Annotated in this window: 25 protein-coding genes and 1 pseudogene; 8 read left to right on the top strand and 18 right to left on the bottom strand. The window is 60.4% G+C overall.

All coding sequences use genetic code 11. The annotated features are described in order from the left end of the window. Position 1: 1 nt before the first annotated feature. The 3 genes from USDA257_RS14395 to USDA257_RS14385 all read left to right on the top strand — a co-directional run bounded on the left by USDA257_RS14395 (position 2) and on the right by USDA257_RS14385 (position 2,952). Entirely contained in the window at positions 2-949 is a 948-nt protein-coding gene (locus tag USDA257_RS14395; RefSeq protein ID WP_014763704.1) for a type II secretion system F family protein, read from the top strand. A gap of 16 nt (positions 950-965) precedes the next feature. Next, the gene (locus tag USDA257_RS14390) at positions 966-2,258 is read left to right on the top strand and encodes an ATPase AAA (protein ID WP_014763703.1); all 1,293 of its coding nucleotides are present in this window, start codon (positions 966-968) and stop codon (positions 2,256-2,258) included. 130 nt (positions 2,259-2,388) lie between these two features. Next, entirely contained in the window at positions 2,389-2,952 is a 564-nt protein-coding gene (locus USDA257_RS14385; protein WP_041414229.1) for a hypothetical protein, read from the top strand. 147 nt (positions 2,953-3,099) lie between these two features. Here the strand turns inward: USDA257_RS14385 and USDA257_RS14380 are convergent. The 7 genes and pseudogenes from USDA257_RS14380 to USDA257_RS14350 all read right to left on the bottom strand — a co-directional run bounded on the left by USDA257_RS14380 (position 3,100) and on the right by USDA257_RS14350 (position 7,988). Next, a pseudogene (locus USDA257_RS14380) lies at positions 3,100-3,581 on the bottom strand (tetratricopeptide repeat protein). A 577-nt stretch (positions 3,582-4,158) separates the two neighbouring features. Further along, a complete protein-coding gene (locus tag USDA257_RS14370; RefSeq protein ID WP_014763701.1) occupies positions 4,159-5,199 on the bottom strand; it encodes a fatty acid desaturase in 1,041 nt (346 codons plus the stop codon). A gap of 88 nt (positions 5,200-5,287) precedes the next feature. Beyond that, positions 5,288-5,668 carry a DUF6481 family protein gene (locus USDA257_RS14365; RefSeq protein WP_014763700.1) on the bottom strand — a complete coding sequence of 127 codons (381 nt, stop codon included), beginning with the start codon at positions 5,666-5,668 and terminating at the stop codon, positions 5,288-5,290. A gap of 167 nt (positions 5,669-5,835) precedes the next feature. Then, the gene (locus tag USDA257_RS14360) at positions 5,836-6,045 is read right to left on the bottom strand and encodes a cold-shock protein (protein WP_014763699.1); all 210 of its coding nucleotides are present in this window, start codon (positions 6,043-6,045) and stop codon (positions 5,836-5,838) included. A gap of 256 nt (positions 6,046-6,301) precedes the next feature. Continuing rightward, on the bottom strand, positions 6,302-6,556 hold the full coding sequence (locus USDA257_RS14355) for a hypothetical protein (protein WP_014763698.1): 255 nt from the start codon (positions 6,554-6,556) through the stop codon (positions 6,302-6,304). A gap of 219 nt (positions 6,557-6,775) precedes the next feature. Continuing rightward, the gene (locus USDA257_RS37140) at positions 6,776-6,916 is read right to left on the bottom strand and encodes a hypothetical protein (protein ID WP_014763697.1); all 141 of its coding nucleotides are present in this window, start codon (positions 6,914-6,916) and stop codon (positions 6,776-6,778) included. Positions 6,917-7,511: 595 nt separating this feature from the next. Further along, complete coding sequence (locus USDA257_RS14350) at positions 7,512-7,988, bottom strand: Lrp/AsnC family transcriptional regulator (protein ID WP_014763696.1); 477 nt, start codon at positions 7,986-7,988, stop codon at positions 7,512-7,514. A 248-nt stretch (positions 7,989-8,236) separates the two neighbouring features. Between USDA257_RS14350 and USDA257_RS14345 the strand changes: the two genes are divergently transcribed. Continuing rightward, on the top strand, positions 8,237-9,562 hold the full coding sequence (locus USDA257_RS14345) for an NAD(P)/FAD-dependent oxidoreductase (protein WP_014763695.1): 1,326 nt from the start codon (positions 8,237-8,239) through the stop codon (positions 9,560-9,562). A 389-nt stretch (positions 9,563-9,951) separates the two neighbouring features. Here the strand turns inward: USDA257_RS14345 and USDA257_RS14340 are convergent, their stop codons facing one another. The 11 genes from USDA257_RS14340 to USDA257_RS14290 all read right to left on the bottom strand — a co-directional run bounded on the left by USDA257_RS14340 (position 9,952) and on the right by USDA257_RS14290 (position 22,595). Next, complete coding sequence (locus tag USDA257_RS14340; RefSeq protein ID WP_014763694.1) at positions 9,952-10,389, bottom strand: hypothetical protein; 438 nt, start codon at positions 10,387-10,389, stop codon at positions 9,952-9,954. Positions 10,390-10,612: 223 nt separating this feature from the next. Then, positions 10,613-11,929, bottom strand: coding sequence for an HlyD family type I secretion periplasmic adaptor subunit (locus USDA257_RS14335; protein WP_014763693.1), 1,317 nt, complete (start codon positions 11,927-11,929; stop codon positions 10,613-10,615). Then, positions 11,926-13,686, bottom strand: a complete 1,761-nt coding sequence (locus USDA257_RS14330; RefSeq protein ID WP_014763692.1) for a type I secretion system permease/ATPase — start codon at positions 13,684-13,686, stop codon at positions 11,926-11,928. The genes USDA257_RS14335 and USDA257_RS14330 overlap by 4 nt, the downstream gene beginning before the upstream one ends. A 421-nt stretch (positions 13,687-14,107) precedes the next feature. After that, complete coding sequence (gene rctB / locus USDA257_RS14325; RefSeq protein WP_048657392.1) at positions 14,108-14,455, bottom strand: SMa0974 family conjugal transfer regulator; 348 nt, start codon at positions 14,453-14,455, stop codon at positions 14,108-14,110. 55 nt (positions 14,456-14,510) lie between these two features. Continuing rightward, positions 14,511-15,773: an 8-amino-7-oxononanoate synthase family protein gene (locus USDA257_RS14320; protein WP_014763691.1), complete on the bottom strand. Its 1,263-nt coding sequence runs from the start codon at positions 15,771-15,773 to the stop codon at positions 14,511-14,513. Between the two features lie 192 nt (positions 15,774-15,965). Continuing rightward, the gene (locus USDA257_RS14315; RefSeq protein WP_014763690.1) at positions 15,966-16,694 is read right to left on the bottom strand and encodes a winged helix-turn-helix transcriptional regulator; all 729 of its coding nucleotides are present in this window, start codon (positions 16,692-16,694) and stop codon (positions 15,966-15,968) included. A gap of 509 nt (positions 16,695-17,203) precedes the next feature. Further along, complete coding sequence (locus USDA257_RS14310) at positions 17,204-17,917, bottom strand: winged helix-turn-helix transcriptional regulator (protein WP_014763689.1); 714 nt, start codon at positions 17,915-17,917, stop codon at positions 17,204-17,206. A 33-nt stretch (positions 17,918-17,950) separates the two neighbouring features. Continuing rightward, positions 17,951-18,727 carry an SDR family oxidoreductase gene (locus USDA257_RS14305; protein ID WP_014763688.1) on the bottom strand — a complete coding sequence of 259 codons (777 nt, stop codon included), beginning with the start codon at positions 18,725-18,727 and terminating at the stop codon, positions 17,951-17,953. Then, positions 18,724-20,436, bottom strand: coding sequence for an acetolactate synthase catalytic subunit (locus USDA257_RS14300; protein ID WP_014763687.1), 1,713 nt, complete (start codon positions 20,434-20,436; stop codon positions 18,724-18,726). Before USDA257_RS14300 ends, USDA257_RS14305 begins: the two co-directional genes overlap by 4 nt. Beyond that, entirely contained in the window at positions 20,433-21,794 is a 1,362-nt protein-coding gene (locus tag USDA257_RS14295; protein ID WP_014763686.1) for an aspartate aminotransferase family protein, read from the bottom strand. Before USDA257_RS14295 ends, USDA257_RS14300 begins: the two co-directional genes overlap by 4 nt. Positions 21,795-21,896: 102 nt before the next feature. Beyond that, complete coding sequence (locus USDA257_RS14290) at positions 21,897-22,595, bottom strand: GntR family transcriptional regulator (RefSeq protein WP_014763685.1); 699 nt, start codon at positions 22,593-22,595, stop codon at positions 21,897-21,899. 277 nt (positions 22,596-22,872) lie between these two features. Between USDA257_RS14290 and USDA257_RS14285 the strand changes: the two genes are divergently transcribed. The 4 genes from USDA257_RS14285 to USDA257_RS14270 are packed head-to-tail and all read left to right on the top strand — an operon-like array spanning position 22,873 to position 26,849. Next, a complete protein-coding gene (locus USDA257_RS14285) occupies positions 22,873-23,991 on the top strand; it encodes an ABC transporter ATP-binding protein (protein WP_014763684.1) in 1,119 nt (372 codons plus the stop codon). Further along, complete coding sequence (locus USDA257_RS14280; RefSeq protein ID WP_014763683.1) at positions 23,988-24,869, top strand: ABC transporter permease; 882 nt, start codon at positions 23,988-23,990, stop codon at positions 24,867-24,869. Before USDA257_RS14285 ends, USDA257_RS14280 begins: the two co-directional genes overlap by 4 nt. After that, entirely contained in the window at positions 24,859-25,725 is an 867-nt protein-coding gene (locus tag USDA257_RS14275) for an ABC transporter permease (RefSeq protein WP_014763682.1), read from the top strand. Before USDA257_RS14280 ends, USDA257_RS14275 begins: the two co-directional genes overlap by 11 nt. A gap of 50 nt (positions 25,726-25,775) precedes the next feature. Next, entirely contained in the window at positions 25,776-26,849 is a 1,074-nt protein-coding gene (locus USDA257_RS14270) for an ABC transporter substrate-binding protein (RefSeq protein WP_014763681.1), read from the top strand. The last annotated feature ends 7 nt before the right edge of the window (positions 26,850-26,856 follow it).

Raw genomic sequence — 26,856 nt, 5'->3', positions numbered from 1 at the left:
CATGTGGAACGAGTACGGCATTTACCTCATCGTCTTCTTTTCGGTCCTGATATTTTCTGCGGCCGCGTCTGAAGTCGTTTTCCGTCGGCGCGAGGTGGGCGTCCGCCTCTCGGAAGCAGGTCCGAAGGCACAGGGTGACGAGTTTCATGTGAGCGACGGCGCCATTGCCGACCTCGGCGAGGCCGAGAACCGGCTGATCCGTCGATACTTCGAGATCACCCGGCGGGATAGCAACGCTAATTCCACGCAGAACCGGCTCATTCGCGCCGGCTATTTCAGCGCCAACGCTGTCACCACGTTCCAGGCGATCCGCGCAATCGTCTGCGTTGGCGTGCTGGTCCTGACCGTCTGGGCGCTCAACCGCTTCTTGCCTGAAACGTCGCGGCTTATGACCCTGATTATCGCGATGTTCGCCGCCGGTATGACCTTCATTCTGGTAAACATCTATATCGATCGGCGCGGTGACGCGAAGGAGCGTGAGTATCGCCGTCTCTTTCCCGATTTCATGGACATGCTGATCGTCTGCCTCGATGCGGGCATGAGCCTCGAAGCGGCGGCAAACCGCGTCGCGCGGGAGTTCGTCAGCAAAAGGCAGGACTTCGGCCTGCATCTTTCGATCATGATGCTCGAGGTGCGCGGCGGTCGGCGATTGCGCGAGGCGCTTGCCAACCTAGCGGCGCGCCTCAGGATCGATGAGGCGCGCGCGCTTGCGGTCCTCTTCCGCCAATCGGAGGAACTCGGCACGAGCGTCACCCAGACGCTCAGGGTCTACAGCAAGGAAATGCGCGACCTGCGTATCGTCCGGGCCGAGGAAAAGGCCAACGCGCTGCCGATCAAGATGCTGCTGCCGCTCGGCGCCTTCCTGTTCCCGGTGAGCCTCGTCATTGTGCTCGTACCAATCGTCATCCGTGTCGTCAGCCTCATCGTAGGCCTGGCGCCCGGCGGTTAAGAAAAGCGAGGCTCCTATGCATTCGATCGATTCTATTCGCGGGGACATCGCTCCGGCGCTAGATCCCCGTATGCCACTGGCGCCGATGAGCGTCGAGGAAACCGGGCTCGAATTCTCCTTCCTGCTGCGACTGGCAGCAAAGTGCGCGACCGAACAGGACACGGTGACGCCATCGCATCTGGCGGATCGGATGAAACTTCCGAAAGCCGTCATCAATGCTCTGATCAAGGAGCTCACAAAGCTCGCTTATGTCGAGGCGCGTGGACTCGCCGGAGAGGACGTCAGGTCCGACATCCGCTATGCGCTTTCCACAAAGGGCATGGAATATGCCCATGCCGCCATGCGACAATCCTCTTATGTCGGGCCGGCGCCGGTCTCGCTCGACGCCTTCTGCCGCCAACTCGGCCTGCAGTCCATCAATCACGAGCGGGTGACGCAGGATGGCCTCGTCGCGAGCCTCGAGGGGCTCGTGCTATCGCCGTCTCTGGTGGAGAAGCTCGGCCCGGCAATGAATTCGGGGCAATCCATTCTGCTTTACGGGCCGCCCGGCAACGGCAAGACCAGCATCGCCGAGCGCACCTCGCGCCTGTTCCGACAGACGATCTGGGTACCCTACGCCATCGAGGTCGGCGGCTACGTCATCAGCTTCTTTGACGAAGCGGTTCACCAGTCGGTGACCGGGACGCCCTATCCGAAGGCCGATCAGCGTTGGGTCGAATGCCGGCGTCCTGTGATCAAGACCGGCGGCGAACTCACGCTCGACCTCCTCGACCTAGCCTATAGCGAAGGCTCGACCGTCTACGAGGCGCCGCTGCACCTTAAGGCCTCTGGCGGCGTCTTCATCATCGACGACTTCGGGCGCCAGCAGGTGATGCCGCAGGCGCTCATCAACCGCTGGATCGTGCCGCTCGAGCGCGGCTACGACTTTCTGACCCTGCATACGGGAAAGAAGTTCAAAGTCCCCTTCGACGAACTCGTTGTCTTTTCGACAAATATTGCCCCGAAGGAACTTTCCGACGAGGCTGGATTGCGGCGGCTGAAATACAAAATATTCATCAACAATCCTTCGCGAGAAGAATATATCCGCATATTCGAGGCCTATGCGCTAGGCGTGACGGTAGAAATGTCTATGGCGGACCTGGAACTGTTCTATGATCGCAAATACGGTGGCGAATCACTAGGCTCCTGCTACCATCCCAAGTATCTTCTGGACTTCGTAGCATCCTATTGCGAGTTCAACGGGCTTCGGAGAGTGGCGTCACTGGAGATGCTCGAACGGGCTTGGGAAGGGGTCTTCACGGCGGACTAGCCGTTGGACGGCGTGTGACTGGTAATTGTCACATGGAGTATGAGGCGGGGCGCTTGTCTTGGCAACATCGCCCTGAGTGTGTCGGGAATTAGTTCGAGGGCCACGGCCCGGCTTGCGGCGGAGTGAGGTGATGGTCAAAATGGCGAATATCGAGGTCGAACCCGACGCGCGGCGCGAACGGACGCAGGACGAGCCGAAAAGAAATCGGGCCGCGCCATTCATCGCCCTGGCATTGGTATTTCTGCCGCTTAACGCCGGTATCCTGCTCTACACAGCCAAGAACGCAGCCGACCTCCGAGAAAGCCGCGAAGTTCTCGCAGGCGTCAAGCGCTCCCTCGACGGACTGAAGCTGCAGCACGACAAGCAGGGCCGCAATATCGCCAGCGGCGCAAAGGCCGATGAGTTGGCGATCGTTCGCCAGCGCTTGGAGAACCTGCAGAAGGCCGTCGCCGAGCTGGACGACGGGATCCGCTCCGGTCTGCCGAGTTCCGGCGGTTCTGTTATCCTGAGCGCCCCCGGCAAAGAGGTGACGCAGCGCCTGGCGCCTTCGTTGAGTGCCGCCGACGCGGACCCGAAAGCCCAAGATGGCAGCCTGCCCTCCGGCGAGGCTGAGGGCGTTTCCATGTCTAACTTGCCGCGCTACGAAAGATCGGTTTCGCCGGAAGGCAAGTTGATCCTGCGAAAGGTACGGTAGCAGTAGCGATAACCGTTCAGCCGGGCCAACACGGCGACGTTCGTGCTGGAGAGACGCGTCTACCCGAATGGCGAGATGTGACCCTCGCAGGATTGACTTTCACAAGCCCTCCTGCTGGGAACTCCGGAGCGACCCATCGGTCAGCTATCACCGCTGCGCGTACTTCACGCTGTTCTTCATCAGCTCTAGGTTCCGCGCGGTCGTCTCGTTGCCGGGATCGAGCTCGTAGGCCTTTAAGAAATAACTGCGCGCCCTGGGAAGGTCGCCGCGCAGAAGATGGGAATAGCCGCGATTGTTGTAATAGACCGGGCTGTTGCCAATCATTTTGGAGAGTTGCTGATAGGCCCGATCCGACGTGTCGAATCGCCCGATCATGTCAGCAGAGGCAGCGAAGCCAAGCCAAGCAGCAGGGTCCTGCGGAAATACAGCGACCGCACGTTTGTAGATGGCGTAGGACTTGCCGTAGTTTTTTCCTTGAACTGCAGTTTGCCGGTCGGGATCAGTTCATCGTTTTTGTAGAAGGCGACGGCCGAATCATCCTCGAGAGTTTTGGCGCTATCTCCGAACGCCGCAACGTCGTCGAAAGCAGCCGATTGGCATCCGCTCAGGACGAGTGCGGCCAACAGCAACGGCGAAAGGCGACCAAGTCGTGACTGAATTTGAGCTATCAATATTCATCCCCTAAACACTGGGCGATCCTAGACTCGCGTTGTCTCGCGTTCACGTAAAATCCTATGCGATAGATTCTAACAAATAAAGAATTCGCGCCAGAGTCGCCATAGAGACACATACCTCCAATCACGATTGCGCCCCCTGAGGGGAAGCTTGCATCTAAGCCGGTTCGTTGCCGTCGGCCAAGCCGGAAGCGATTACCCGAGGCAGGAGCGAGTTGAAGAGACGAGCAAGCTTTCGACTTTGAGCTTCACTGGCGCTTCCCGCGCCTCTCTCCAAGATGGCTAAAGCTAGTCGGCGCCAAGGAAAGCTGCTTACTCGGGGTCTGCGAAACGCTCGTGGCCAAGCGGCAGTGCCACGGACCCTGGAACTGCGATGACTTCCCGAGAAGGCACATCTTGATTCTTCCGGTAACGCCTGCGAGCGCAACCGGCAGTATCAGCTCCTTAAGCGGAGCCTGCATTATGGAGGAATGATCTGTGCATATCCTTGCAGGCTTCAGTCGAATATCCACGATGCGCCGTGAAACGCCCGTTATGAGTGGACGGCCGCATGGGCGGCATCGTGGAAGGAAATGAGTTTTTCGCGTTTGTCGTCCCAAAGGACGAGCCTCACGCATTGCAAGCTTTCCCAAAGCGTGATGCGTCCGATATGCGCGAGCTGCGGGTGGTCGCGCAGAACTTCCGGCAATCTGTAGTAAGGGATCCTGCTCGACAGGTGATGGACGTGATGAATGCCGATATTGCCGGTCAGCCATCGCAGCACCAACGGCAGGTCATAGTGTGAGGCACCGTGTAGGGCTGCCTGGGGAAAGTGCCAATCCTCGCCGGCCGACCAGTGCGTATCTTCAAACTGGTGCTGCACATAGAAGAGCCAGATGCCGGCGGCGCCCGACAGCAGTACGATCGGCAGGTGGATCAAGAGGAAAGGCAGGAGTCCGATCGCCCAAGCCATCAAGGCGGCGCACATCACGATCGCGACATTCGTCGCCATTGTCGAGACCCAGGGGAGCGCCCCTCCGTTCATCATCCCGACCGGCAGACGCTGCTTAAGAAGAAAGAGCCATGCGGGGCCGAAGCCGAACATCACCAGCGGGTGCCGGTACAGGCGATAGCCGAGGCGCCTCATGGGTGAAAGTGCACGGTATTCCGAGATAGTGAGCGTGGTGATGTCGCCGACGCCCCGCTCGTCCAGATTGCCGGCCGAAGCGTGATGAGCGGCATGCGCCCGGCGCCAATAATCGTAGGGTGTCAGCGTAAGAACGCCGATGATACGTCCTGTCCAATCGTCGAGGCAGCGACGAGCGAAGAACGAGCCGTGGCCGCAATCGTGTTGGATCATGAAAAGCCGCAGGAGGAAGGCTGCGGCCGGGATGATCGCGATCAACCCGTACCAGAAGCTGTGAGCGAGGGAAAAATAAGCGATGGCCCAGAAGCCGGCGAACGGAACGGCGGTGACGAGAAGCTCCAGGACACTGCGTCCAATGCGGGGCTGACGGTATTTCGCAAGGGTCTTCAACCATGCTCCGGCATTGTCTTCAGCAAGGGATGCCGGTGGACGGGCATGTGCATTCATCAAACTGGTCCGTATTTCCTCGCCTCACACATCATCCGCCAAGGCCCTGTGGCTTGGGTTGAGTTTCAGGCACAGTGGTTGAGAAGGGTCAGGCCTGACGAGCCTTGCGTGCCGCATAACGGCGATCGCGCTCGGCTTTGCGCGCAGCTTCGTCGGCCACGACGCGTGCAACGCGATCGGCAACTTCAGCCTGCCGGGCTTCGGCTTCTTTCCTCGCCTCGATTTCGGCGGCCGCAGCCGCTGCTGCGGCTTCCGCCAGGAGGCGCTCGTTTTCGGCTGTCTTCAATGCTTCGCGTGCGGCCCGACGGGCTTCACGTGCGGCCGCCACCGCTTCGCGGGCGGCAAGCCGCTCCTGCATCTCGGGATCAGTCGCCTTGGGGGCGGAGGCGAATTTTGCCAGAAGCTGACGCTTGGCCTCGGCCGCAGCAGTGCGGCGTTCGGCAAAGCCATTGGCGTTGAGGTGTCTCAATAGATATTTCCTTAATTCTCGTGGTCACGCGCTCTTCGGAAAGGGGGCGCGGGCGTTGTGCCGGCAAATGGAGCCTCAGAACAGAAAAAAGGCCAGACATCCGCCTGGCCTTTTCGAACCCGTTGCCGCGATGCCAGTACATCCGTGGTCATCAGCGGCCAAAAGCTTTAGGCAGCGCGGAGCTGGCCTGCGGACATTTTGCCCGACTTTTTGTCTCGCTCGAGCTCGAAGCCGAGTTTCTGGCCTTCGACGATCGAATTCATTCCTGCACGCTCGACAGCTGAGATGTGAACGAACACATCAGCGCTGCCGTCGTCAGGCTGGATAAAGCCGAAGCCTTTGGTGGCATTGAACCATTTAACTGTGCCAGTGGTCATGACGAACCCTTTCTTAGCAACATTGATCACCGCTGAGCGACGCGCAGCGGGTTTTCGACTTTTGAGAGGGAAGTTCGTCAAGAGGCGCGAGGCGCAGCAAAAAACAAATATCGGCAAACAAAGTATCGATGTTGTCTCACTACAGCACTTTGATAGCGCCGTCCACTTTTTGTTTTGAAATTTCCCTCACTGCTAATTTTGGTATTTCTCCGCTGATGAGTCGCCCACCCTCCCCGATCTGCGTTCCGAAACCAGTTCAAAGGTCCTGTCGTCCCCTCCGCGGCAAAGGATATGCTTCGGCTTCGTAGAGCTCCCGCATCTGCTGACCGTTGAAGCGAGCCTCCTCGACCTCCAGAACGGAGCCGCGAAGCATCGAGGCCGGCATGTCCTCGATCGCAAAGCGAAGTGCTTCAGCGACCGAATCAAACCGCCTGTATCGAAGCCGGCTCGTCCTCCTCACGGTCTTGCAGGGATACAGTCCTGCACCGGCACTGTAATCAAACGTCGCCATTGGTGTGCTCCTTGGGCAAAGAGAGTGTAGCGGGAAGCGTCATACGCCTCTCGAGGCGCTGTTGCCGTTCAGCAGGCCCGCGCTCGCGCATCCGGGCGCGTGTCTTCTGCAGTTGGGAGCATTATCCTTCGGGCGCTGCGTGCCGGAAAGGGCGGCGATGTCCAACGCTATGGGCTGCGGCAGAAGCGGCATGCCAGACGCCTCTGCCCCCAATCGAAGCTATTTCTGCTTCTTGCCGAGGCTGAGCCCGCTGTTCGCGAACTTGACCTGGGTGCCCTGTGCAGCGGCCACCGGTGCCTTCGTCTTGTCTTTCTTTGGCTTTCGAACTTCGCGATTGCTTCTTGCCTGGCCTTTAGCCATCTGGTTCTCCTGATTTTTGGTTAGTTGTCGACTGCAGCTTTCATGTGCTGCATCGCCGTATGTTGCCCCACTCAGCAAGGACGTAATGTTCCCCGATCTAGGCAGGAAAGGCTGGCGCGCGGCGCTGCCAAACTGAATCGCTTGATGCGCGGTGCGACCGCTGGCTCGGCTTTACGAATTTGCTGAAGCCGAACGTTTTCGCCGTATCCAAATCCGCTGACGCTGACGAGGTTACGTGCGGTTGTGTGAAAGTGGAGGTCGGAAGACATGCAGTCCTCCTTTCGTTGGGGCCAGGACACCGAGGCCCCGAAGCAGCAGCGCCCTGAAAATGGCTGCTGAAGTCGACAGCATGCTCTCTTTAAGGGTTATAGGCAATCGACCATCGCCATCAATCCGAACTCGCCCACTGATTCTAGATCCACAAACGGATGCAGTCGGCTATTGCGACGATTTCCTGTTCTGCGCGAGGTCGACGATCTGAATCCCTCGAGGCTGCCAAGACTGACGGACGGTGCACGGCCGCGCTTCTTGCACAAAGTGAGTCGCCGTAGCGCGCACCACCTGTCAGGACGGCCTGGTCGACATAATACACGCCCTAGTGCGGAAAGAGGCTGGTCAGCGGCATGTGCGATTTGACGATCGGCGATTTCAGTACGACATAGCTGAAATACTTGTCGATGCCGACATCCATGTCGATCAGCCGTTCCATGATCGTCTGATATTCGACGATACCGCCGGTGACGAACTTCAAGAGATAGTCATAGCCACCGGAAACCAGGTGGCACTCCACGACCGAATCGACCTTTTCGACGGCCGCGAGAAAACGGGCGAAATCGATCTGGCGATGGTTCTTGAGCGTAACCTCGGTGAATACCGTCAGGGTCTGCCCGAGCTTGGCGATATTGATCTGCGCCGAATAGCCGACGATAAACCCCTCCGCCTGCAATTTCTTCACCCGCATCAAACAGGGGCTCGGCGAGAGATTGACGAGCTCGGCGAGCTCGACATTGGTGATGCGGCCGTTCTTCTGCAGTTCGTAGAGGATCTTGATGTCGATCCGGTCGAGTTTCATCGGCGCTCTCCAATTCGCGGGCAGACGGGATGGCAGCCATCACCGCCGGTCAGCATTTTATGCGGCCTCGACTTGCTGGCAAGCCGAAATCAGACGCTCCCTGCTCTGATAAGCTTATGGAAATTTTCCCAGAATAAATCTCCGCCTGGTGCCGGTCGAACCGAAGAATATGCCGTGAACGATCGAAGTGCGGCAGTCTCCGGATCGCCCAGGCGCTAGAATGCCGGCGGATAGATTGGAGACCGTCGATGCCCGCCCCGCTTCTTCACATCGAAACGACGCCCGCCCTGCCGGCAAGCGCGGACGCCGTCGTCATCGGCGGCGGCATTGTCGGCGTTTTCGCGGCCTATCATCTGGCACGGCGCGGCCTTTCGGTCGCACTCTTGGAAAAGGGTTGGATCGGCGCCGAGCAATCAAGTCGCAACTGGGGCTGGTGCCGCCAGCAGAACCGGGACGCCCGCGAACTGCCGATGGCGACGAAGAGCCTGTCGCTCTGGGAGAGTTTCGCCGAGCAATCCGGCGAGGACACCGGCTTTCGGCGCTGCGGCCTGCTCTATCTCAGCAATGACGAAAGCGAGCTGGCCGGCTGGGCGCGCTGGGGCGAATTCGCCCGCAGCGTCGGGGTAACGACTCACATGTTGGACGGGGCGCAGGCGAGCGAACGCGGTGCGGCGACCGGCCGCCGCTGGAAGGGCGGCGTCTTTTCGCCGACCGACGGCACCGCCGATCCATCGCGGGCCGCGCCGGCGGTCGCCCGCGCCGTCATGACGCTCGGCGGAACCGTACACCAGATGTGCGCGGCCCGCGGCATCGAGCTCGAGGCGGGGCGCGTGACCGGCGTCGTTACCGAAGCCGGCACGATCCGCACCCCCATCGTGGTCCTTTCCGGCGGCGCCTGGGCCTCCTCGTTCTGTCGGCAGCTCGGCATCCGCTTTCCGCAGGCCTCGATCCGCGCGTCGATCCTTTCCGTCGCACCCGGCGCAGAGGGCCTGCCGGCGGCACTGCACACGGCCGCGGTCTCAGCGACGCGGCGTGGCGACGGCGGCTATACACTGGCGATCAGCGGCCGCGCCCGGGTGGATCCGACGCCGCAGCAGATGCGCTTTGCCCGGCAATTTGTGCCGATGTTCGCGCGACGCTGGCGGAGCCTTGCTCCCGGCGGGATCGAAGGCTGGAAGTCTGGCCACGAAACGCTTCAGCGCTGGCGGCTCGACAGACCGACGCCAATGGAGTTCAACCGCATCCTCGATCCTCGCCCCGACCAAGCGCAGATACGGATGACTTTGGAGCGGGCCCGAGCGCTCCTGCCGGCGCTCGAGAAGCAGCCGGTCAGCGCCGCCTGGGCCGGCTATATCGACAGCACCCCGGACGGGGTCCCGGCGATCGGCGAGGTCGGCTCCCTGCCCGGCCTGATGCTTGCCGCCGGCTTCAGCGGCCATGGCTTCGGCATCGGTCCCGGCGCCGGGCACCTCATCGCGGATCTCGTGACGGGTGAGCCGCCGATCGTCGATCCGAAACCCTATCACCCCGACCGGCTGAATGGCTCGGCCTGGGGCAAGGTCGCCGATTTCTGAGTTGGCGCCTACTGCATGTTTCCTTAAATCCTAGCCGATTTAAGGATAAAAACATGCAACAGCGACCTCGGTGCGTCTGAAAAGACGCACTGCGCTGTAGATGGCATGTGGCAGTGATCAGATCACATGCGAGTGGCCGCGAGCAGGCGCGCAGGTTGAGGTGTACGACTTCCGCGCGCACACTTCGCCGCTCCCGCGTCCCTCGCGTCCGAAGATGCGGGGCGCAGCAGCGGCGAAGTGCCTCCCCCGCTTTGCGTCCTCAGCTCCTTAAAGGACGTTTGCTAGCCCGCGTCATTGCCGGCGCAGCGGACGACCCGCCGCACACACCCTCTCCGCGGCCCGCAACGCGGGCCGCCACCGGAGCAGTGGTCATGCAAACGTCGCCCGCCTTAGCCGAAGAACACCTGGCGCAAGCGAGCAAACAGGCCCGGCTGATTTTCGACAAGCATCGCGCGAATGTGACGTGCCGCCGTCGACGCACTTACCGTCGCGCCGAAATGGCAATAGCAGATGACCTTGTGCAATTGCTCGTCACTCAGTTCGAAGAAACGCTTCGCTTCGCCGTAGCTGTCGTTATCCATTCCAGCTGTCCGAAGGACCGGGTCCTCGAATGCAACGGAGATCGGCGTGCCGTCGCCGCGCATCGTCGCGCGTACATGCGCCGGCTGATACTCGGTCTCGTGCAACGTCGAAAGCCGCCTGTGCGGGTTGCGTTCCAGGAGTTCCGCCCAGCGCTCTAGACGCTCGCTGCGCGACAAGGCCCGGCGCGGAAGGTCCTGTTTGACCTCGGCGACGCTTTGCAGTTCTTCGATTGCATGGTGCTTCATTGTGACCTCCTAATCACCTTAGTTGGTCCCCCATTCCACCTCATACGCCTAATAAAACTGACTCCAACCGGGCGCGAAGTCCAATCACGAAAATGCCCGCGAACACTTAACCGGCGAGAACAGGCAGAATCGGCGCTAACCGCGGTCCCATGGCGCACCTGCTCAAGCGAGACGGCCGGCGTCCCGCGCCAACTGCGGGCGCCGGCCGTGTCGCGATCCCGTCTCAATCCTCCCGGAATGCGTGGCGCATCTGGTCGGTTAGCGGCTTCGCCAGATAGGAGATGACAGTGCGATCGGCGATCTTGATGAACACCTCGGCGGGCATGCCGGGATAGAGAGACAGTCCCTTGAGCTTGGCAAGGCTCTCCGGCTTCGGGCGAATGCGCAGCGGATAGTAGCTGGCGCCGGTCCGCTCGTCGTTGACGAGGTCCGGAGCGACGGTCACTACCTCCGCCTCGACCTCCGGCGTCGTGCGCTGATTGAAGGCACTGAAGCGAATCTCGACCGGCTGGCCGATCCGGATCTGGTCGATATCGTGGGTCGCCACCCGCGCCTCGACGGTGAGTTCGTCGGCCTCCGGCACCACGAGCATCAGCGTCTCGCCGGGATTGACGACGCCGTTCACGGTGTGCACGGCCAGCTGATAGACGCGGCCCGGCAGAGGCGCGGTGATGTCGAGCCGCCTCAATTGGTCTGTCGCGGCCGTGCGCCGCTCCTCATACTCAGCGATTTTCGCCTCGACGTCGGTCAGTTCCTTGGAGATCTCCGTGCGCCGATCCTCGTCCAATTGCAGGACCTGCAGGTCGACTTCGCTCGACTTGCCGCGCGCCTGGGCACGCGAGGCGATATGCCGGCCGCGATCGCCTTCGAGTTCCGCCCGCTGCCGCTTCAGAGTGGTCACGCGCTGCATCGGCACCAGGCCCTGGCCATAGAGCAAGTCGACGCCGGTCAGTTCCTCGGCGATCAGCGTCAAAGCATCCTCGATCGCCTTCAGCTGCACCGTCAGGCCTTCGATCTCATCGGCCAATTGCGCCTTGCGCGATTGAAGCTGCCCCTTCATTCCGAGCAGCGCCGTGCGGCGGCTAGTGAAGAGTTTCTGTTCGCCGTCGACGAGTTTGGTCGCCGCCGCACCGGAGATCAGGTTCGCGAGGTCCTTGTCGATCTCGAACGACGCGGCGCCGAGCCGCTCCGCCTGCAGCCGCGCGCGGCGCGCATAAAGCTGCGCCAGCGTGCTGTCGACGATCGCAAGGTTCGCACGCACCGTTGTGCCGTCGAGACGGATCAGGACCTGGCCGGCTTCGACGCGGTCGCCCTCCTTGACCTTGAGTTCGCCGACGATGCCGCCGGTCAGATGCTGGACCTTCTTGACATTGTTGTCGACGACGACCACCCCGCCCGCGACGATCGCGCTCGACAATTCCGTCGTCGCCGCCCAGCCGCCGACGCCGGCGACGAGGGCGAGCGCGAGGACCGAGACCCCCATCATGTGGCGCGTGAGGGAGCGTCGTGCAGCCGAGACCTGTTGCGTGCTGCCGCTCATTGCTTTGCCTCCTGGCCTTCCGAGACGATCTTCAACGGCGACGGACGATCCGCCTGTTGCGGTCTTAAGACCTTGCCGAGCACGTCCTCCTTCGGGCCGAAAGCCTGCATGCGCCCCTCGTTCATCATCAGGACGAGGTCGGTGCCTGCAAGCGCGCTTGGCCGATGGGCGATGACCACCACGATGCCGCCGCGGTGACGCACATTCATGATCGCCTCGCTAAGCGCCTGCTCGCCATCCGCATCGAGGTTCGAGTTCGGCTCGTCGAGGACCACCAGGAAGGGGTCGCCATAGAGTGCCCGGGCGAGCGCGATACGCTGACGCTGACCGGCCGAGAGTGCGGCGCCACTCTCCCCGATCTCGGTATCGAAACCATTTGGAAGGCGCAGGATCAGGTCATGGACGCGCGCCGCCTTGGCGGCCGCGACGATGGCTTCTGAAGTCGCATTCGCGGCGAAGCGGCAGATATTCTGCGCGACGGTCCCGGCGAAAAGTTCCACGTCCTGCGGCAGGTAGCCGATATGCTGCCCAAGCGCGTCGCTGTCCCATTGGTCGAGTGCTGCCCCGTCGAGGCGTACCGAACCGCGATAGGCCGGCCACACGCCGATGAGGGCGCGCGCCAGCGACGACTTGCCCGAACCGCTCGGGCCGATGACGCCGAGCGCGCTGCCGGCGCGGAGGGTGAAATTGATATCCATGAAGATCAGCCGTTGCGCTGCCGCAGGTCCACTCGCCAAAGCCTCAACGCTCAAGCGTTCGCGCGGGTTCGGTAGCGCCAGCGGCGTTTCGGACTCGGGCAATGCCTTCAGCAGGTCCTTCAGGCGCTCCCAGCTCTGTCGCGCCTGGACGAGGCCGCGCCAGTTGCCGATGGCGAGCTCCACCGGTGCAAGCGCCCGCGCGGTCAGGATCGAGCCGGCGATGATTATGCCGGGCGACGCCTGCCCCTCGATCACCAGGACCGCGCCTGCGGCCAGCACGCCCGACTGCAGCGCCATGCGGAAGACCTTGGAAAGCGCGCCATAGCCGTTGCCGATGTCGGATGTGCGCCTGTTCTGCTCCCGGAATTCCGCGTTGCGGCGCTCCCAAATCTCGCCGAGCCGGCCTGTCATGCCCATTGCCTGGACGACCTCGGCATTGCGCTGCGAGGCTTGGGCGAAGGCGTTGCGGAGACCGCCCGCCTCGGACGCCTTCCTGGCAGGAGCCTGCGTGCCGCGGTTGGTGAGATAGGTGAGAAGCGTCAGAACCAGGCCGCCGCCGATCGCCACGAAGCCGATGACCGGATGAAACAGGAAGCAGATGGCGACATAGAAGGGGAGCCAGGGCAGGTCGAACAGCGCCGCCGGCCCGGCACTCGAAAGGAACGAGCGAACCTGATCGAAGTCGCGCAGCGCCTGAAGTCCGTCGCCGTGCATCCTGAGCTTCAAGGGCGCCTTCACCACCGCCCGATAGATGCGGCCGCTCAGGCTCTCGTCGAGCGCTCCGGCGATGCGCACCAGCATGCGCCCGCGGATCAGCTCGAAAGCGCCCTGGAAAGCATAGAGCAGCAGGGCCAGCAGGCAGAGCGCAATCAGCGAGGGAATGCTGCGGCTCGGCAGAACCCGGTCATAGACCTCGAGCATGAAGAACGAGCCGGTGAGATAGAGGATATTGACGAGCGCACTGGCGACGCCGATGCCGACAAAGGCGGATCGGCAATCTCGCAGGGCAGAGGCGGGATCGATGTTCCTGCCATTCGATACTGCTAAAGGTTCAGGCACTGGCCAATGTCTCCAGGTCGGCATGTCCGGCCGCCAAACGGCCTTCTTGATGATGTTCCGGCGCGGGCGCGCCGGAGAAGCAGGATGCTCATTCAAGCTCTTGTTCGGCAGCTTAAATCACACCGGCCTAATTTTTTCAAAGCGTGCACGGAACAGTTGTTCCCGGGGAAACAGGAGTTTAATCTAAAGGTTGCCGATTGACCATCGCCGGTGTCTTCGGGACGCGGGTTTAAGACCGTAGCGGCGCCGCTGAGGAATAATTGCAAGAGGCATCGCCACTGCTTTTCCCGGAAGCTAGAAACTACTTTGATGTCGGCAGGCGAATGGTGAGCGACAAGCTCGCTGCTAGGCCGCTCCTCCGGGGTATCATCAGCGAAAGCGCTAAGGCTGCCGAAGCGTCAGAGCCTGGGTCGATTCGCCATCAATTAAACGACTTTGCTTCGTGGCGCCTCTCCGATCCGTGGTAGGAGGCGCCAAGGCGGGCGGGATACCAAGCAATCTTGGGCGCGGAATGGAGGATTTGGAGAAGGGAAACCTCGAACGCTATTCTGATGGCGTGGGAGGAAACGAGGTTCGCCGCTCCGATCCGCATCAGCAGGCCACCATCCACGGCTCTCGCAGCCGCGTAACCATCGGTGAATATGAAGGTTCTTTCACTCCCCTGTTCAATTGTGTACTCGTAGAAGCTTGCAAGCCGCAGGCGCATTTGCTCGATGAAGCACTCCGGATTCGACAGGAAAACGTAGCACGCGAAGACGCGCTCATGCATACCATCCCTCCTTTGGATTTATCGTCTCACCTTTGAAGTACGTCTGTTCGCGTGGCTATCGAACCGGTGCAGCGCCAATCTCTCCACGAACATCATGGAGCACGCTCCCCAAGACCCGGATTTCGTCCTCCGAGTGCCCGGCGGTCGGGCACAGTCGCAGCCCTGCCCTTCCCCTTGCAACCGTGGGAAAGAAAATGGCCGACGTGTAGAACCCTCGGTCCAGCAATGCTCTTGCTGCTGCGATTGCCTTGAGTTCGTCACCCACCTCCACGGTGCGGATCGGAAAGGGGGAGCCTCGCTGCTCCGTTGGGACGAGGCTGTCAAACAGATTGACGCGCTCCCGGAGCGTCTGTTGCAGCTTTTCAAGCTCTCTCGTCCTATGCAATTTCTGCGATGCCAGCGCGGCACCAATGGCTGCGACGTTCAGCGAAGCTGAAAATGCGTGTGCCACCGCAAACCTTCGAAACAGCTCTTCTTGTCGAGCCGTGCCAAGCAGGAGCATACCGCCCGAGGCGCCGAAGCCCTTTCCGAGCGACGCCGCTATTATGGTTCGCTCGCCCAAGCGGCCAGCGATTTGCGATCGGGCAAAGCCTTCACCATGCTTGCCGAATAGCGACACCCCATGTGCGTCATCAATATAGAGGAAAAGACCATAGCGGTCCTGGAGGCGGAGCAGACGTTCGATATCGGCGCTTCCGCCCATCGAATAAACGCCATCACAAACAAAGGCGACGGAATCGTTCGTCTGGCAGAGAGTTTCAAGGGCTTCAAGGTCGTTGTGCGCGACTGTCTCAACCCTCGTTTCGGTGGCAATAGTTCCCTTGTGAAAGGCGAGTGTCGCGTGGGCGAGGCGGTCAAATACCATCACGGGTTTGATACCACCGGTCAGATACCCAGACGCGATCAGCGGCAATGCGCTCATATTCGCCGCCAGCACCGTGCTGTAGGTAATCACCCTTGCGCCAAACAACTCCGATAAGGCCGCTTCTAAATCGCCAAGGATCGAGAAATTGAGGCGCGTTCTTGCACACGACCAATGGAGCGCGCCGTATTGGCTCAGCGCTTCGATCGCGCCTGCGACGATGTGCGGATGATTGTCGAGACCAAGATAAGAGCACCGCACGAAGTCAACGACATGGCGGCCATTTTCCTGGCGCAGCGCCACAACGCGTCCCGCCAGTGGGCGTCCATAGATCGCCATCAATCCCTGAAAATGCGCCGCATCGAAGTGACTTTGAGCATACTGAATGAGGCTGCTGGTGTTTCTGTAGGCGCTGTTGCCTGCAACGCTTTCCTGCCCTGGTAATTCGGCTTTCATTTCTTCCTCCCGATGGTGCTTAGATTCGAATGTATCGGGAGCATTAAGTCTTTGATTCGAAAACTCAACAAAGTATATGTGAAATATTCAAAAATATTAGTTCCAACATACAACTAATTTGTTAAATATTAATCCGCACCTTTACATTTCGAGGAATTGTAAACTGGCAATTCAACCTTTGAAGTGGGCGCATCAGTCCCACCTTGCGTCCATGTCCAAGGCATAACCCGTAGCTCGCACCGTGCGTATCATGCTACGCCCAGTTAGCCGCTCAAGTGAGCGGCGCAATCGCCCGACGTGCACATCGACCGTGCGGGGCTGCACGAAGAGATCTGAAGGCCAAGCAGCTTCGATCAGTTCCAAGCGACTGAAGACACGGCCTGGCTTTTCAACTAGGCACCGCAATAGATTGAATTCGATGGGGCCGAGCTGGATCTCTTTATCACCATAGACGACCATGCGGCGTCCGGCTTCTATCCTGAGCCCGCCAAAGATGGTGGCTCCCCCCCCGATTGCCTCGGTCGGCCGTGTACCGTTAGCGTCACTCCGGGAGAGAGAACAAAGATATGCCAACAGCCTTGGGGGTGAGACTGGGCGGAAGAAATTCTCGTCAATGCCCGCTTTGATCAGCGCCAGATAGTACCGCTCATCCCCCGACGAAACGAGCGCGATCGTCGGAACACCCGCGGTCGCGTCGGAGGCCTTAATTGCAGCACACGTTTTCACCGTCAGTCCTGAGTCTTTTGCCGAATCCAGTATGATCGCCGTGACGTGCCTGGTGGCGGCACGTTTGATTACTTCATCCTCACCGACCAGCGCTGTCTCAAAGCCCTCACGTACGAGGATATGTGCTAGAAGCACGTAGAAGTCTGCATCGTCCGAGCAAATCAGTATTAAGGGTTTCGCGTGTTGAGCCTTCATGCGATCAATCCCCTGCTCGCCGCAGCCATTTGATGTCACAAATTAAACAAGTAATACGCTCTTTCTTGCGCCGTAAGCCTTAGAATTTTAGTGTTTTCGCTTATCGTGCCGTGAAAAGTGTAAAATATGCCTATTTTTCCCACATATTTGTTGCAACATTATACCGATTGTCCGCGGGCGTTAGGCACTCTTTTGGATTCAGTTCCGCCGGGCTCGCTATTCATGCCCCAATGACTTCAAAGGAAACGCCAGATCATATGAAGACCAGCCGCGCTCAAGTCCCACACGAAAGCAGCGCGAGCTCTCACGCATAGTTGAGGCCTTGCACGAGAAATTTGCCATGCCGCCATGGCGCAGCGCCGCGTCAGCTCGCGTCGTCAACGGACAGTGAAACTCATCGGCGTCAACGACAGGAAGCTTACAGTTTACTTACTGGCACGAGGCCCGGGTCGTTTGCTTCGGCTCCAATAGCTAAAATCGGCCCGCGGGGGGTCGCGGCCGAACAAAAGCTACTTTTGTACTGGTTGCGCGACTTCGTCGAGCGAGTAGCCCACGGATCGCACTGTGCGAATGATATTCGGCCCATACCGGTTCAACGCACGCCTAATGTGTCCGATGTGAATGTCGACTGTGCGTGGCTCGACTTCGGCTTCGCGCGGCCAACCAGCCGCGATCAGATCTTCGCGACTGTGCACGATGTCGGGCGTCCTCATGAGATGCAGAAGCAATCTGAACTGAAGGGCGGAGAGGCGCACGGCGTGACCGTTGCGGGTGACCCTGACCCTCGTGACGTTTATCTCTATATCCGCGCGGCGGAAAATCAGCTCGGGAGCGGCTCGAGGGCGAGGATCGTGTGGCAGTTTCGTATGAAGCCGCTTCAGCAAGGAGAGCATTTCGATCGGTTTGAGGGGACGGAATAAAACGGTATCGACTCCGGCAGCATGAAGGTCACGGCTGAGATCGGCCTCCAGTGAATTTGCGAGGGCCGCAACTGTCACGTTGTCGCCGCCTGCCGCTCTAATTTGACGGCAAAGCCCGGGGGCCGCCTCCCCTCGACTGCTGCAGTCGAGTAGGACGGCGACTGCGTTTTCAGCCTGTATCGCATCAAGCAGCTCCTTTGGATCGACACAGATCCGCGCGGGAAATCCCTCGGTCTCAAGAACGTGCTTCAGGAGAAGGAAGAGCTCCGCGTTCTCCGTATGAATCAGTACCTCCGCATCCATTTCGCATCCCCGTGTGGCCCGAAACTCCCCTGGTTAAAGCGGCGCATATTCTCCGCCGTTAACGTCTATAGTCGCGCCGTTTACGTAGGCCGCCTCATCTGACGCCAAAAAGCAGATCACCGCCGCAACTTCTGCCGGTTCGCCCAAGCGGCCGGCGGGAATGCGGGCAACAGCCGCGCGATTGACCACGCTGTCGCGCGGTCCGGCCATCTCGGTGGCAATCCTGCCTGGTGCAACGACATTCACCGTAATTCCTTCCGCCGCGTATCGCGCAACCAGCGAGCGTGCGAGCCCCGCAAGCGCCGCTTTCGAGGCGACATAGGCGGTGCCAGCGATTTTGGGTAGCGCACGGCCGGCAATGGACCCGACAAGAACGATGCGGCCAAAGCCTTGCGCGACCATACCAGGTATGGCCGCCTGGCAGCACAGCATTGTCCCGGTCAGGTTGACGGAAAGAACGGCGTTCCATTCATCGAGCGTGATTGCTTCGAATGGGGCCGGGCCATCTGGCCCCTTCGGTGATATTCCGGCGTTGCAAACCAGAATTTCAGGCTTTCCCCAGTAGTTTTGCAATTCTTGAAAGAAGGCTTCGATCCGCGCCGGTTCGGCTAGCTCGACAGCGCGAGCGAACACGCGATCGGAGCCGAAATCCCGCGAAAGCGCCTCGGCGGCTCTTTCGACGTTGGTGCGTTTTTGTCCGAAGACTGCGACCCTGCATCCCCGTTGCAAAAGGTGATGGGCCGTTGCCAGCCCGATTCCAGAAGTACCGCCAGTGACGACGGCAATCCTCGCTGTGGCATTGCGGCTCATGCTGCTTCGTCCATCTTGGCGAAGAGCGAAAGGGGAGGATGCGCCGCCGGGTCGGTCATCACTTCGATCAGAAGCGGCCCCTGCTCCATGCCGCGCTGCAGATGATAGGCAAGCTCGCTTGGGTCGTCGACACGTACGGCCGGGCAACCACACGCTTCAGCCAATTTCGCGTGGTCGACCTCGGCGAAATGGCATGCCGATGTGAAGTTGCCGAACTTCACCATTTCAGCGTCGCGCTGGAAACCGAGTATGCCATTGTTGAGGACGACGATGGTGACAGGAAGCTTCATCCGCATCATGGTCTCGAGTTCCGCCCAACTGTGGGCAAAGCCGCCGTCCCCGACGATGGCGACGACTGGCTTGTCCGGGCGGGCAGCCTTAGCGCCGATCGCGAGCGGTACTCCCCAACCGAGCCCCGCCAGCCCGCGTGGCGTGATGAAGCGCATCCCGCTCGCCGGCGCTCTCAGTTGCCCCAGGACCCACATGGATGAGTAGCTCGCGTCGGCGACGACCGTCACATCTTCGGTTAGCAGATCCTGGAGCTCCGCCATGAGCCGCTCCGGGCGGATCGGGCGGGAGCGCGATGTCGCCGCGTCGCGGCGATCATGTTCGAAGCGTCTCCAATATGCAGCAATGCATTCTTCGAGCCGCGCTCGATCCGCATGCCGGCCTGTGAGGTCGATGCGCGAGAGCGCCACGCGCAGTGCCGCAAGCGTCTCCCGCGCATCACCGAGAAGCCGAACCGATTCGTAGTTACGCCCGATCTCAGCCGGATCGACATCGATGTGCACGACCGTCGCGCCGGAGGGAATTTGGCGCCAATTGTCGGTGCCGTTCTGGTTGGTCCGCGTTCCGATGAGAAGGACCAGGTCAGCGGCCTCGGCCAAAGCGGACGAGTGCCGTCCGAGCGAGCGCGGGCCGACTAGCGAGCCTAGCACACCGGCGGAAAGCGGATGGTATTCGTCAACCGCTCCCTTCCCCATATTCGTGGTGAAGACCGGCAGGGATGCATCCTGCTGGAGCGCAACGAGTTCCACCGTAGCACCGCCGCAGTGAATGCCTCCGCCGGCGATAACAATGGGCGCTTGAGCCGAAGCGATGAGGGAGGCGGCCTCTGCGAGTGCGCCATCCGAGGGTCGGACGCGGTCCAGGGGCCAATGCCCCAGGTTCTTTGAACGTGCGACTGCTGGCGCTCCCGCCTCTGTACGGAGGAGATCCGCTGGCAGCAAAAGCGCGGCCGGCCCGGCTCGGCCGGACGTGGCAGCCGTGAAGGCGGCGTCCACATAGTCTTCGATGCGTTCCGGGACAGTGACGCGCCGCACCCATTTGGTGCAGGACTGGAACAGAGCGATTTGGTCAAGCTCCTGAAAGGCATTCCGGTCCGTGTGGTCTCGCTCGACATCCTGCACCAGTGCGACTATCGGCACACTGGCCTTCAGGGCCTCGGCAAGCGGTGGCACAAGCAAGGTTGCCGCGGGACCGTTCTGGGCTGCGACGACACCGACCCTGCCGGAAACACGGGCGTACCCGTCGGCCATCGCGCCGCCCATATTCTCCTGCCGATAAGCGATCTGTCGAATGTCGATCGCCTCGGCGGCGAGAATGACGGCCGATGGAAGGCTTTGGCCGAAAATAAATTCCACCTCGTGGCGGCGAAGAGTCTGCGCTATGCGCTGCGCAACGGTTTCGATGGGTTTGTGCTGCGTCATTGAACGCGCTCCTTTCCGGATTGGCTGTCGGCATCAAGAAAATTGTCAAATGCTTGGAGGATGAGTTCGATGTCGCTTTCGACCATGACCGTCGAGAGGCAAGCCGCGGCCCCGGAGGGTAGAAGTATCCCCGTTTCCAGGAAGTGGCGGCTCATTCGCCGCATGAGCGAGGCCTCTTCGGCGCTCAGATACGCATCGCGATACTCAGCGGGCGCGACGCGCTTCGGGTGGATCCGGAAGAGCGAGGCGGCGCCGGTCACCGAATAGGGCGCATCGCGGCTGGCAATGCGTGTTCTGAGGCCGCCGCGCAGTCGCTCGCCCATCTTCTCCAAGCGATTGAAGGCATCTGGTGTCATTGCTTCCATGGCCACACGGCCGGCGACCATGGAAACGGGATTTGCAGAAAAAGTGCCGCCTTGCGGCAGCGACGGCTTCGCATCTTCGGTGCCGAAAACGCGCATCACTTCTTCCCGGCCGCCAATGGCGCCAATCGGAAAGCCACCTCCGATGATCTTGCCGGCCGCAATCAGGTCGGGTTCCAGGCCGTACCGTGCCGAAGCGCCGGCATAGCCTTGCCGAAGATTGAGCACCTCGTCGGCGATGATCAGGATTCCGTATTTGCTCGCTGTTTCCGACAACGTCTCTATGAAGGCGGGTTCCGGATGCATCAAGCCCGCCCGGCTGGGCATCGGATCAATCAGCACGCCCGCGATGCAGTCGCTCGCCGCACTCAAGCGCGCTTTGAGACCCTCGACATCATTGAACCGCAGAAGAAGCACCTCATCGGCTACGCTCGGCGGAGTGCCACGATAGGCCGGCGTGGCGATCGGAGCTTGATCCCAGCCATCCTTGCCAGGCGAAACCCCCTGTCCTGCCTCGGCCCAGTCATAGGCGCCGTGATAGGCACCTTCGATCCGCGCGATAGCGGGCCTGCCGGTGAAGGCGCGCGCAGCCTTGATGGCAAACATCACTGCTTCGGTGCCGCTGTTAACGAAGCGAACCCGCTCCATTGAGGGAATGCGGCCGGTCAGCAGTGCCGCCAGGGCAATCTCATGTTCCGTCGGGTTGGCGAAACAGGTACCCGAACGTAGCAGGTCGACGACAGCCTCCGAGACTGGTTCGAACCCGTGTCCGTGAATGAGCGTGGTAAAGTTGTTGTTGAGATCGAGGAGTCGGTTCCCGTCAACGTCGACGAGATAGGCCCCCTCTCCGCGCTGGACATAGATCGGAAAAGGATCCTTCTCAACCGTTGCGCGGGTGGTTCCATCTGGAAACACGGCCTTGGCGCGGTTGAATAGGTGCTTGGACCTACTGCGCGCAGACGCCTGCCGCAGCCTGTTTGTTGCTTGAACGAGCATAGTTTCCGGCTTCCTGACAAAGAAAACGATCGCTCGCTTTGCACGAGCTTCACAATTTTGTTGCAACAAAAATGCAGCCCGTCAAGTCCATGCAACAAAATCTTAGGCCGAACAGTCACCTTCTTTCTCTTGATTGGCGCGCTTCAGCCGCCGATAACCATCGCGAATGTCATTCTCCATCGCTGCCCTGAGGCTCGCCGCGTCGCGCTCTTCAAGAGCCTCCATGGCGATCTCGTGATTGCGAACTCCATACTTCTCCTCGGCAAATTCTGGGTAGAGATTGTGCAATGAGGGGCCGATCCTCAGCCAGAGGCTTTCGATGATCGAGACGAGATGAGGAAGTCCCGAGAGGCGATAAATCGCGAAGTGGAATTCCTTGTTGTGCCAAAGCGCTTCCGCATAGCGCTTTTCGTCTAGAGCGGAATTGATAAGCCTTTGTAAGGACTTTAATTCCTCCACGTCAGCAGGCGTGCCGTGTTGGGCAGCCTGCTCCGAGGCGAGCCCTTCGAGCGCCAGGCGCGTGAGGGTTATTTCTCGAAGCGCGGTCGCGTCGAGAACCGGAACGACAACCGTCTTCGGCCCGGTGTAAACAAGCGCTCCCTCGCTCGTCAGCCTGTTGATGGCATCACGCGCTGGCGTTGTGCTGACGTCGAGATCCTGCGCGACGGCGCGAACCGTCAACTTGTGGCCAGGCCTATAGACGCCGCGGATGATGCGCTCCTTCATTTGCCGATAGGCCGCATCCCCCAACCTTTCCATTGCCCGCTCGACCTGCGGCGCCTTGTTTGGAATATCCGGCATTTCACTCTCACGATCAGTTGACACTATGAATTTTTGATGCAACAAAAATGAAGTGTAAAGGTTTTGCAAAGCTTTTGTCGCATCAGCGGTATTAGCAGCTTTCCCTTGCGCCGTCACGCGGACCGCATACTCGCGTCCCGTGTGAACCAAACTTCAGCAATAGCACCTCGTCCTGACTCCCCCTTAGAGTCGGAAGACGGATCTTCATTGCGGTCGAATCGGCCGTACCCAGGGAGAGACGCCGAAGAGCGTCCAGCAGCTGAAAGGAAAGGCGGATTTGATCGGTCAATCTCTGTCCCTTGCGGGACTTCAAAAACGATACGGCGAGGCCATTGCGGTTCGCGAGCTGTCGCTCGACATCGCTGCAGGGGAGTTCGTCTCTTTGCTGGGGCCGTCTGGCTCCGGCAAGACGACGGCCCTGACAATGATCGCCGGTTTCGAGGCGCCAAACGCCGGCAGGATAACCATCGGGGGGCGGGACGTCACCTTCCTCGCGCCCAATCACCGCGACATCGGAATGGTGTTCCAGAAGTATGCGCTTTTCCCGCATCTGACCATCCGACAGAACATCGCGTTCCCGCTGAGGATGCGAGGTCGGATGCACAAGGCGGCAATTGCCCGGCGCGTCGACGAGATGCTGGAACTCGTGCAACTCTCCGGCTACGCAGAACGCTACCCCAACCAGCTTTCTGGTGGCCAGCAGCAACGCGTCGCGGTGGCGCGCGCTTTGGCGTTCGAGCCACCCGTCCTCCTGATGGATGAACCGCTCGGCGCACTCGACAAGAAATTGCGAGAGGCGATGCAGTTTGAGATCAAGCGCCTGCAGGAGCGGCTTGGCGCTACGGTCATCTATGTGACGCATGATCAGGACGAAGCACTGACGATGTCGGATCGCGTCGCCATCATGTCCGATGGCCGTCTGGTGCAGTTCGGCACACCGGCGGAGCTCTACCGGCAGCCGAAAACCGAGTTCGTCGCGGACTTCATCGGCCGGATGAATTTTATCGATGGCGATTGCCTTGAAAGCTCGGCTGAAAATGCGGTCGTGCGTTTATCCGAGGGGATCGTGCTCAACGTTCGCTCAGCGGCGAACGACCTCGAGCGCAGGTGCACAGCCGGCGAAGCTTTGCGCATGGCAATCCGTCCGGAACGGATGCGGCTTGTGAAGCGAGGCCATGGGGGCGCCGATGCGCTGCCAGGTGTCGTGGACGCCGCTGTATTCATTGGCTCCACCTACATCTATCTCGTCCGCCGTGCCGATCGCCCGGAGGCGAGCCTGCAGGTGCAGATCGCCGCCGACGGGTTCGTGCCATTCCAGAAGAACGACCAGGTGGACATCCTCCTCGATGAGAAGGCCTTGCACATCTTTCCTGTGACGGAGAGGCGCGCTGCATGACGAACTCCTCGCCACACTCTTCCGCTCGGTCAACGTTGTCGTCGGCGCGTTTTTATTCGCCGTCCGCATCGTTGGGATTGGCCGCACCGCTCGTCGCTGCCCTGGTGGCAGGCTTTCTCTATCCGGTTGTGCGGCTCGTCGCATTGAGCTTCTCCGGAGGAACATTTGACCACTACCGCCGCATTTTCTCCGAGCCGCTTCATCTCGGCGTTCTCTTAAGCACGATCGAGGTCGCTCTCGTGGTGACGATCGCGAGCCTCGTTGTCGGCTTTCCGGTTGCCTACCTCATGGCGCGGCTCCGTAAGGGCTTGGCCGGGGTTGTCGCAGCCTGCGTCTTCATTCCGCTATGGACTTCTGTCCTCATCCGCTCCTACGCATGGGTCGTCCTTCTCCAACGCAACGGCATCGTCAACCAACTACTCCTCGAAATAGGCATTACCGACGGGCCGCTAAAGCTGATCTACACGCAGGGTGCAGTCATCCTCGCCATGACGCACGTGCTGATGCCATTCATGATCCTTCCGATCTATTCGGCACTGCGCGCCCTTCCCCCCGATTACATCCGCGCCGCCCGCAATCTGGGAGCCGGACCTGTGCGGGCTTTCGTTGCCGTGACCCTACCGCTTAGTCTCCCCGGCGTCTTTGCCGGCAGCGTGATGTGCTTCGTTCTCGCGCTCGGCTTCTACATCACACCGGCGCTGGTGGGCGGTCCTGGCTCAATGCTCATGGCGACGCTCATCGGCCAGCAGACGACAGTTCTACTCGATTGGCCGTTTGCGGCAGCGCTTTCGACCGTGCTTCTCGCCGTCACTCTCCTTTTTGTCCTGCTGTTCCGCAGGACGCTATCGCTCAGCAAGGGATTGAACAGTGTCCATTGATCAAGCACAGGTGCACGGCCGCCTTCCCGCAGCCCTTGATGTTTTCACCTCTCCGACGATCCGCGCCTGCACAAGAGGGGCGATCATTCTGGCCATCGGTGCGGGGATCGGATGCGTTCTCTTCTTTCTGCTGCTTCCGACGCTGATCGTCGTACCGATGTCGCTCAGCGAAACCGACTATATCGAGTTCCCGCCGCGGGGCCTGACGCTCAAATGGTACAGCGCCTACTTCAATGATCCGGACTGGATGGCTGCAACATGGTTCAGCCTCAAAATCGCCCTGGCGACAACCGCGACAGCAACGGTCGTGGGCACCATGGCGGCTCTTTCGATCGTACGAGGATGTCTTCCCTTCAGATCCGCATTGCAGGCGCTCGCGCTCGGACCGATGATCGTGCCACACATCATCCTCGGTGTGGCTCTCTATCTCGCCTTTGCGCCGTTGCAGCTCACCGGCAGCTTTTTCGGCTTCCTTGTCGCACATACCGTACTTGCAGTCCCCTACGTGATCATCACCGTCACGGCGTCGCTGCAGCGTTTCGATCCGACGCTCGAACTGGCAGCGTTGAACTGCGGAGCTAACAGGCTGCAGGCGTTCTTTCTGGTCGTGCTGCCGAACATCGTGCCCGGTGTCGCAGCCGCGGCGGTGTTTGCCTTTCTCGCCTCATTCGATGAAGCAACCGTTGCGTTCTTCATATCGGACATCGGAGGGAAATCGATCGGGCGCAAGATGTTCGAGGATATCGACTTCAACCTGACACCTGTCATCGCCGCGGTCTCGACCGTGCTTGTCGCCACCTCCCTCCTGCTCATGGGCGCGGTTCATCTCCTCAATGCCCGTAAGCCCAACGCGTGAAACCGGCGATCTCCGTTTCCCACCAACTGACGTGATAAAGGGAACCTCTCATGACCTCTCTGCTTTCGCATTTCGCAAAAATCCTTAAGCCGACCATTGCCAGTCTACTCTCCTGGATAGCCTTGACGCTCCCGACGGTCGCCGCCGAGCAGGTCATCATCGCTTCGACCGGCGGTGCCTATGACCGGGCCTTGAAGGAGGCATGGTTCGATCCGTTCACAAAGGCGACGGGAATAGAAGTCGTAACCGTCGTCGCGACCAACGCTGAGATGCGAGCAAAGGCTGCCGCAATGGTGAAAACCGGAAATGTCAATTGGGACCTTTATCTCGATGGCGAGATCCAAGCCGCGTCAAAGGCGCATCGAGAAGTCACGGAGGACCTGACCGAGTACTGCCGCCAGTTTGCCGGTCGAAAGGACCTTAGTGCCAATGCCTGCTCGGCTGGCGGAGCGCTCTTGCAGTCGACGGCAACGCTGTTGGCCTACAGGACCGGAAAGTCCGGCGATCCCGCTCCAGAGACCTGGGCCGACATGTGGGACACAGAGAATTTCCCGGGAGAACGTGCCTTCCCGAATTTCGACGACCCTTGGCGCGTCATGGCCGCGGCGCTTCTCGCCGACGGCGTCAAGCGAGATGAACTGTTCCCGCTCGACATCGATCGTGCGTTGGCCAAGCTCGATAAGATCAGGCCTTCGATCTCACTGTGGTGGAAAACCGGCGATCAAAGCATGCAGGGGTTTCGCAATGGCGAGTATTCGCTCGGGCAAATCTGGTTGACGCGCGCAAAGGCGATGCAGACCGAAGGACTGCCGATCGCCTGGTCCTACAAGGCCTCCTTCCTCGTCGGCGACCGGATAGCACTCCTCAAAGGGGCGCCGCACCGCGACAATGCGCTCAAGCTGATCGCATTCTGGCTGAATTCTCCGGCGGCCCAGGCCAAGGCATGCGAGGTTCTTTCCTGCACGCCCCCAAGCCGTGACGCCATTGCGTTGATGTCCGAGGAAGCGCGCCTTACAATGCCGCAAGGCGACGACGTTCGGGATTACGTGATCGTGCCTGATGCGGAATGGATCAACGCCAATACTGCAATGCTGCTGCAACGCTGGAATGAGTGGATTCGCTGACAGCGCG

This window comes from Sinorhizobium fredii USDA 257, assembly GCF_000265205.3.
Lineage (GTDB): Bacteria > Pseudomonadota > Alphaproteobacteria > Rhizobiales > Rhizobiaceae > Sinorhizobium > Sinorhizobium fredii_B.
This window is presented reverse-complemented; position numbering and strand designations above follow the sequence as displayed.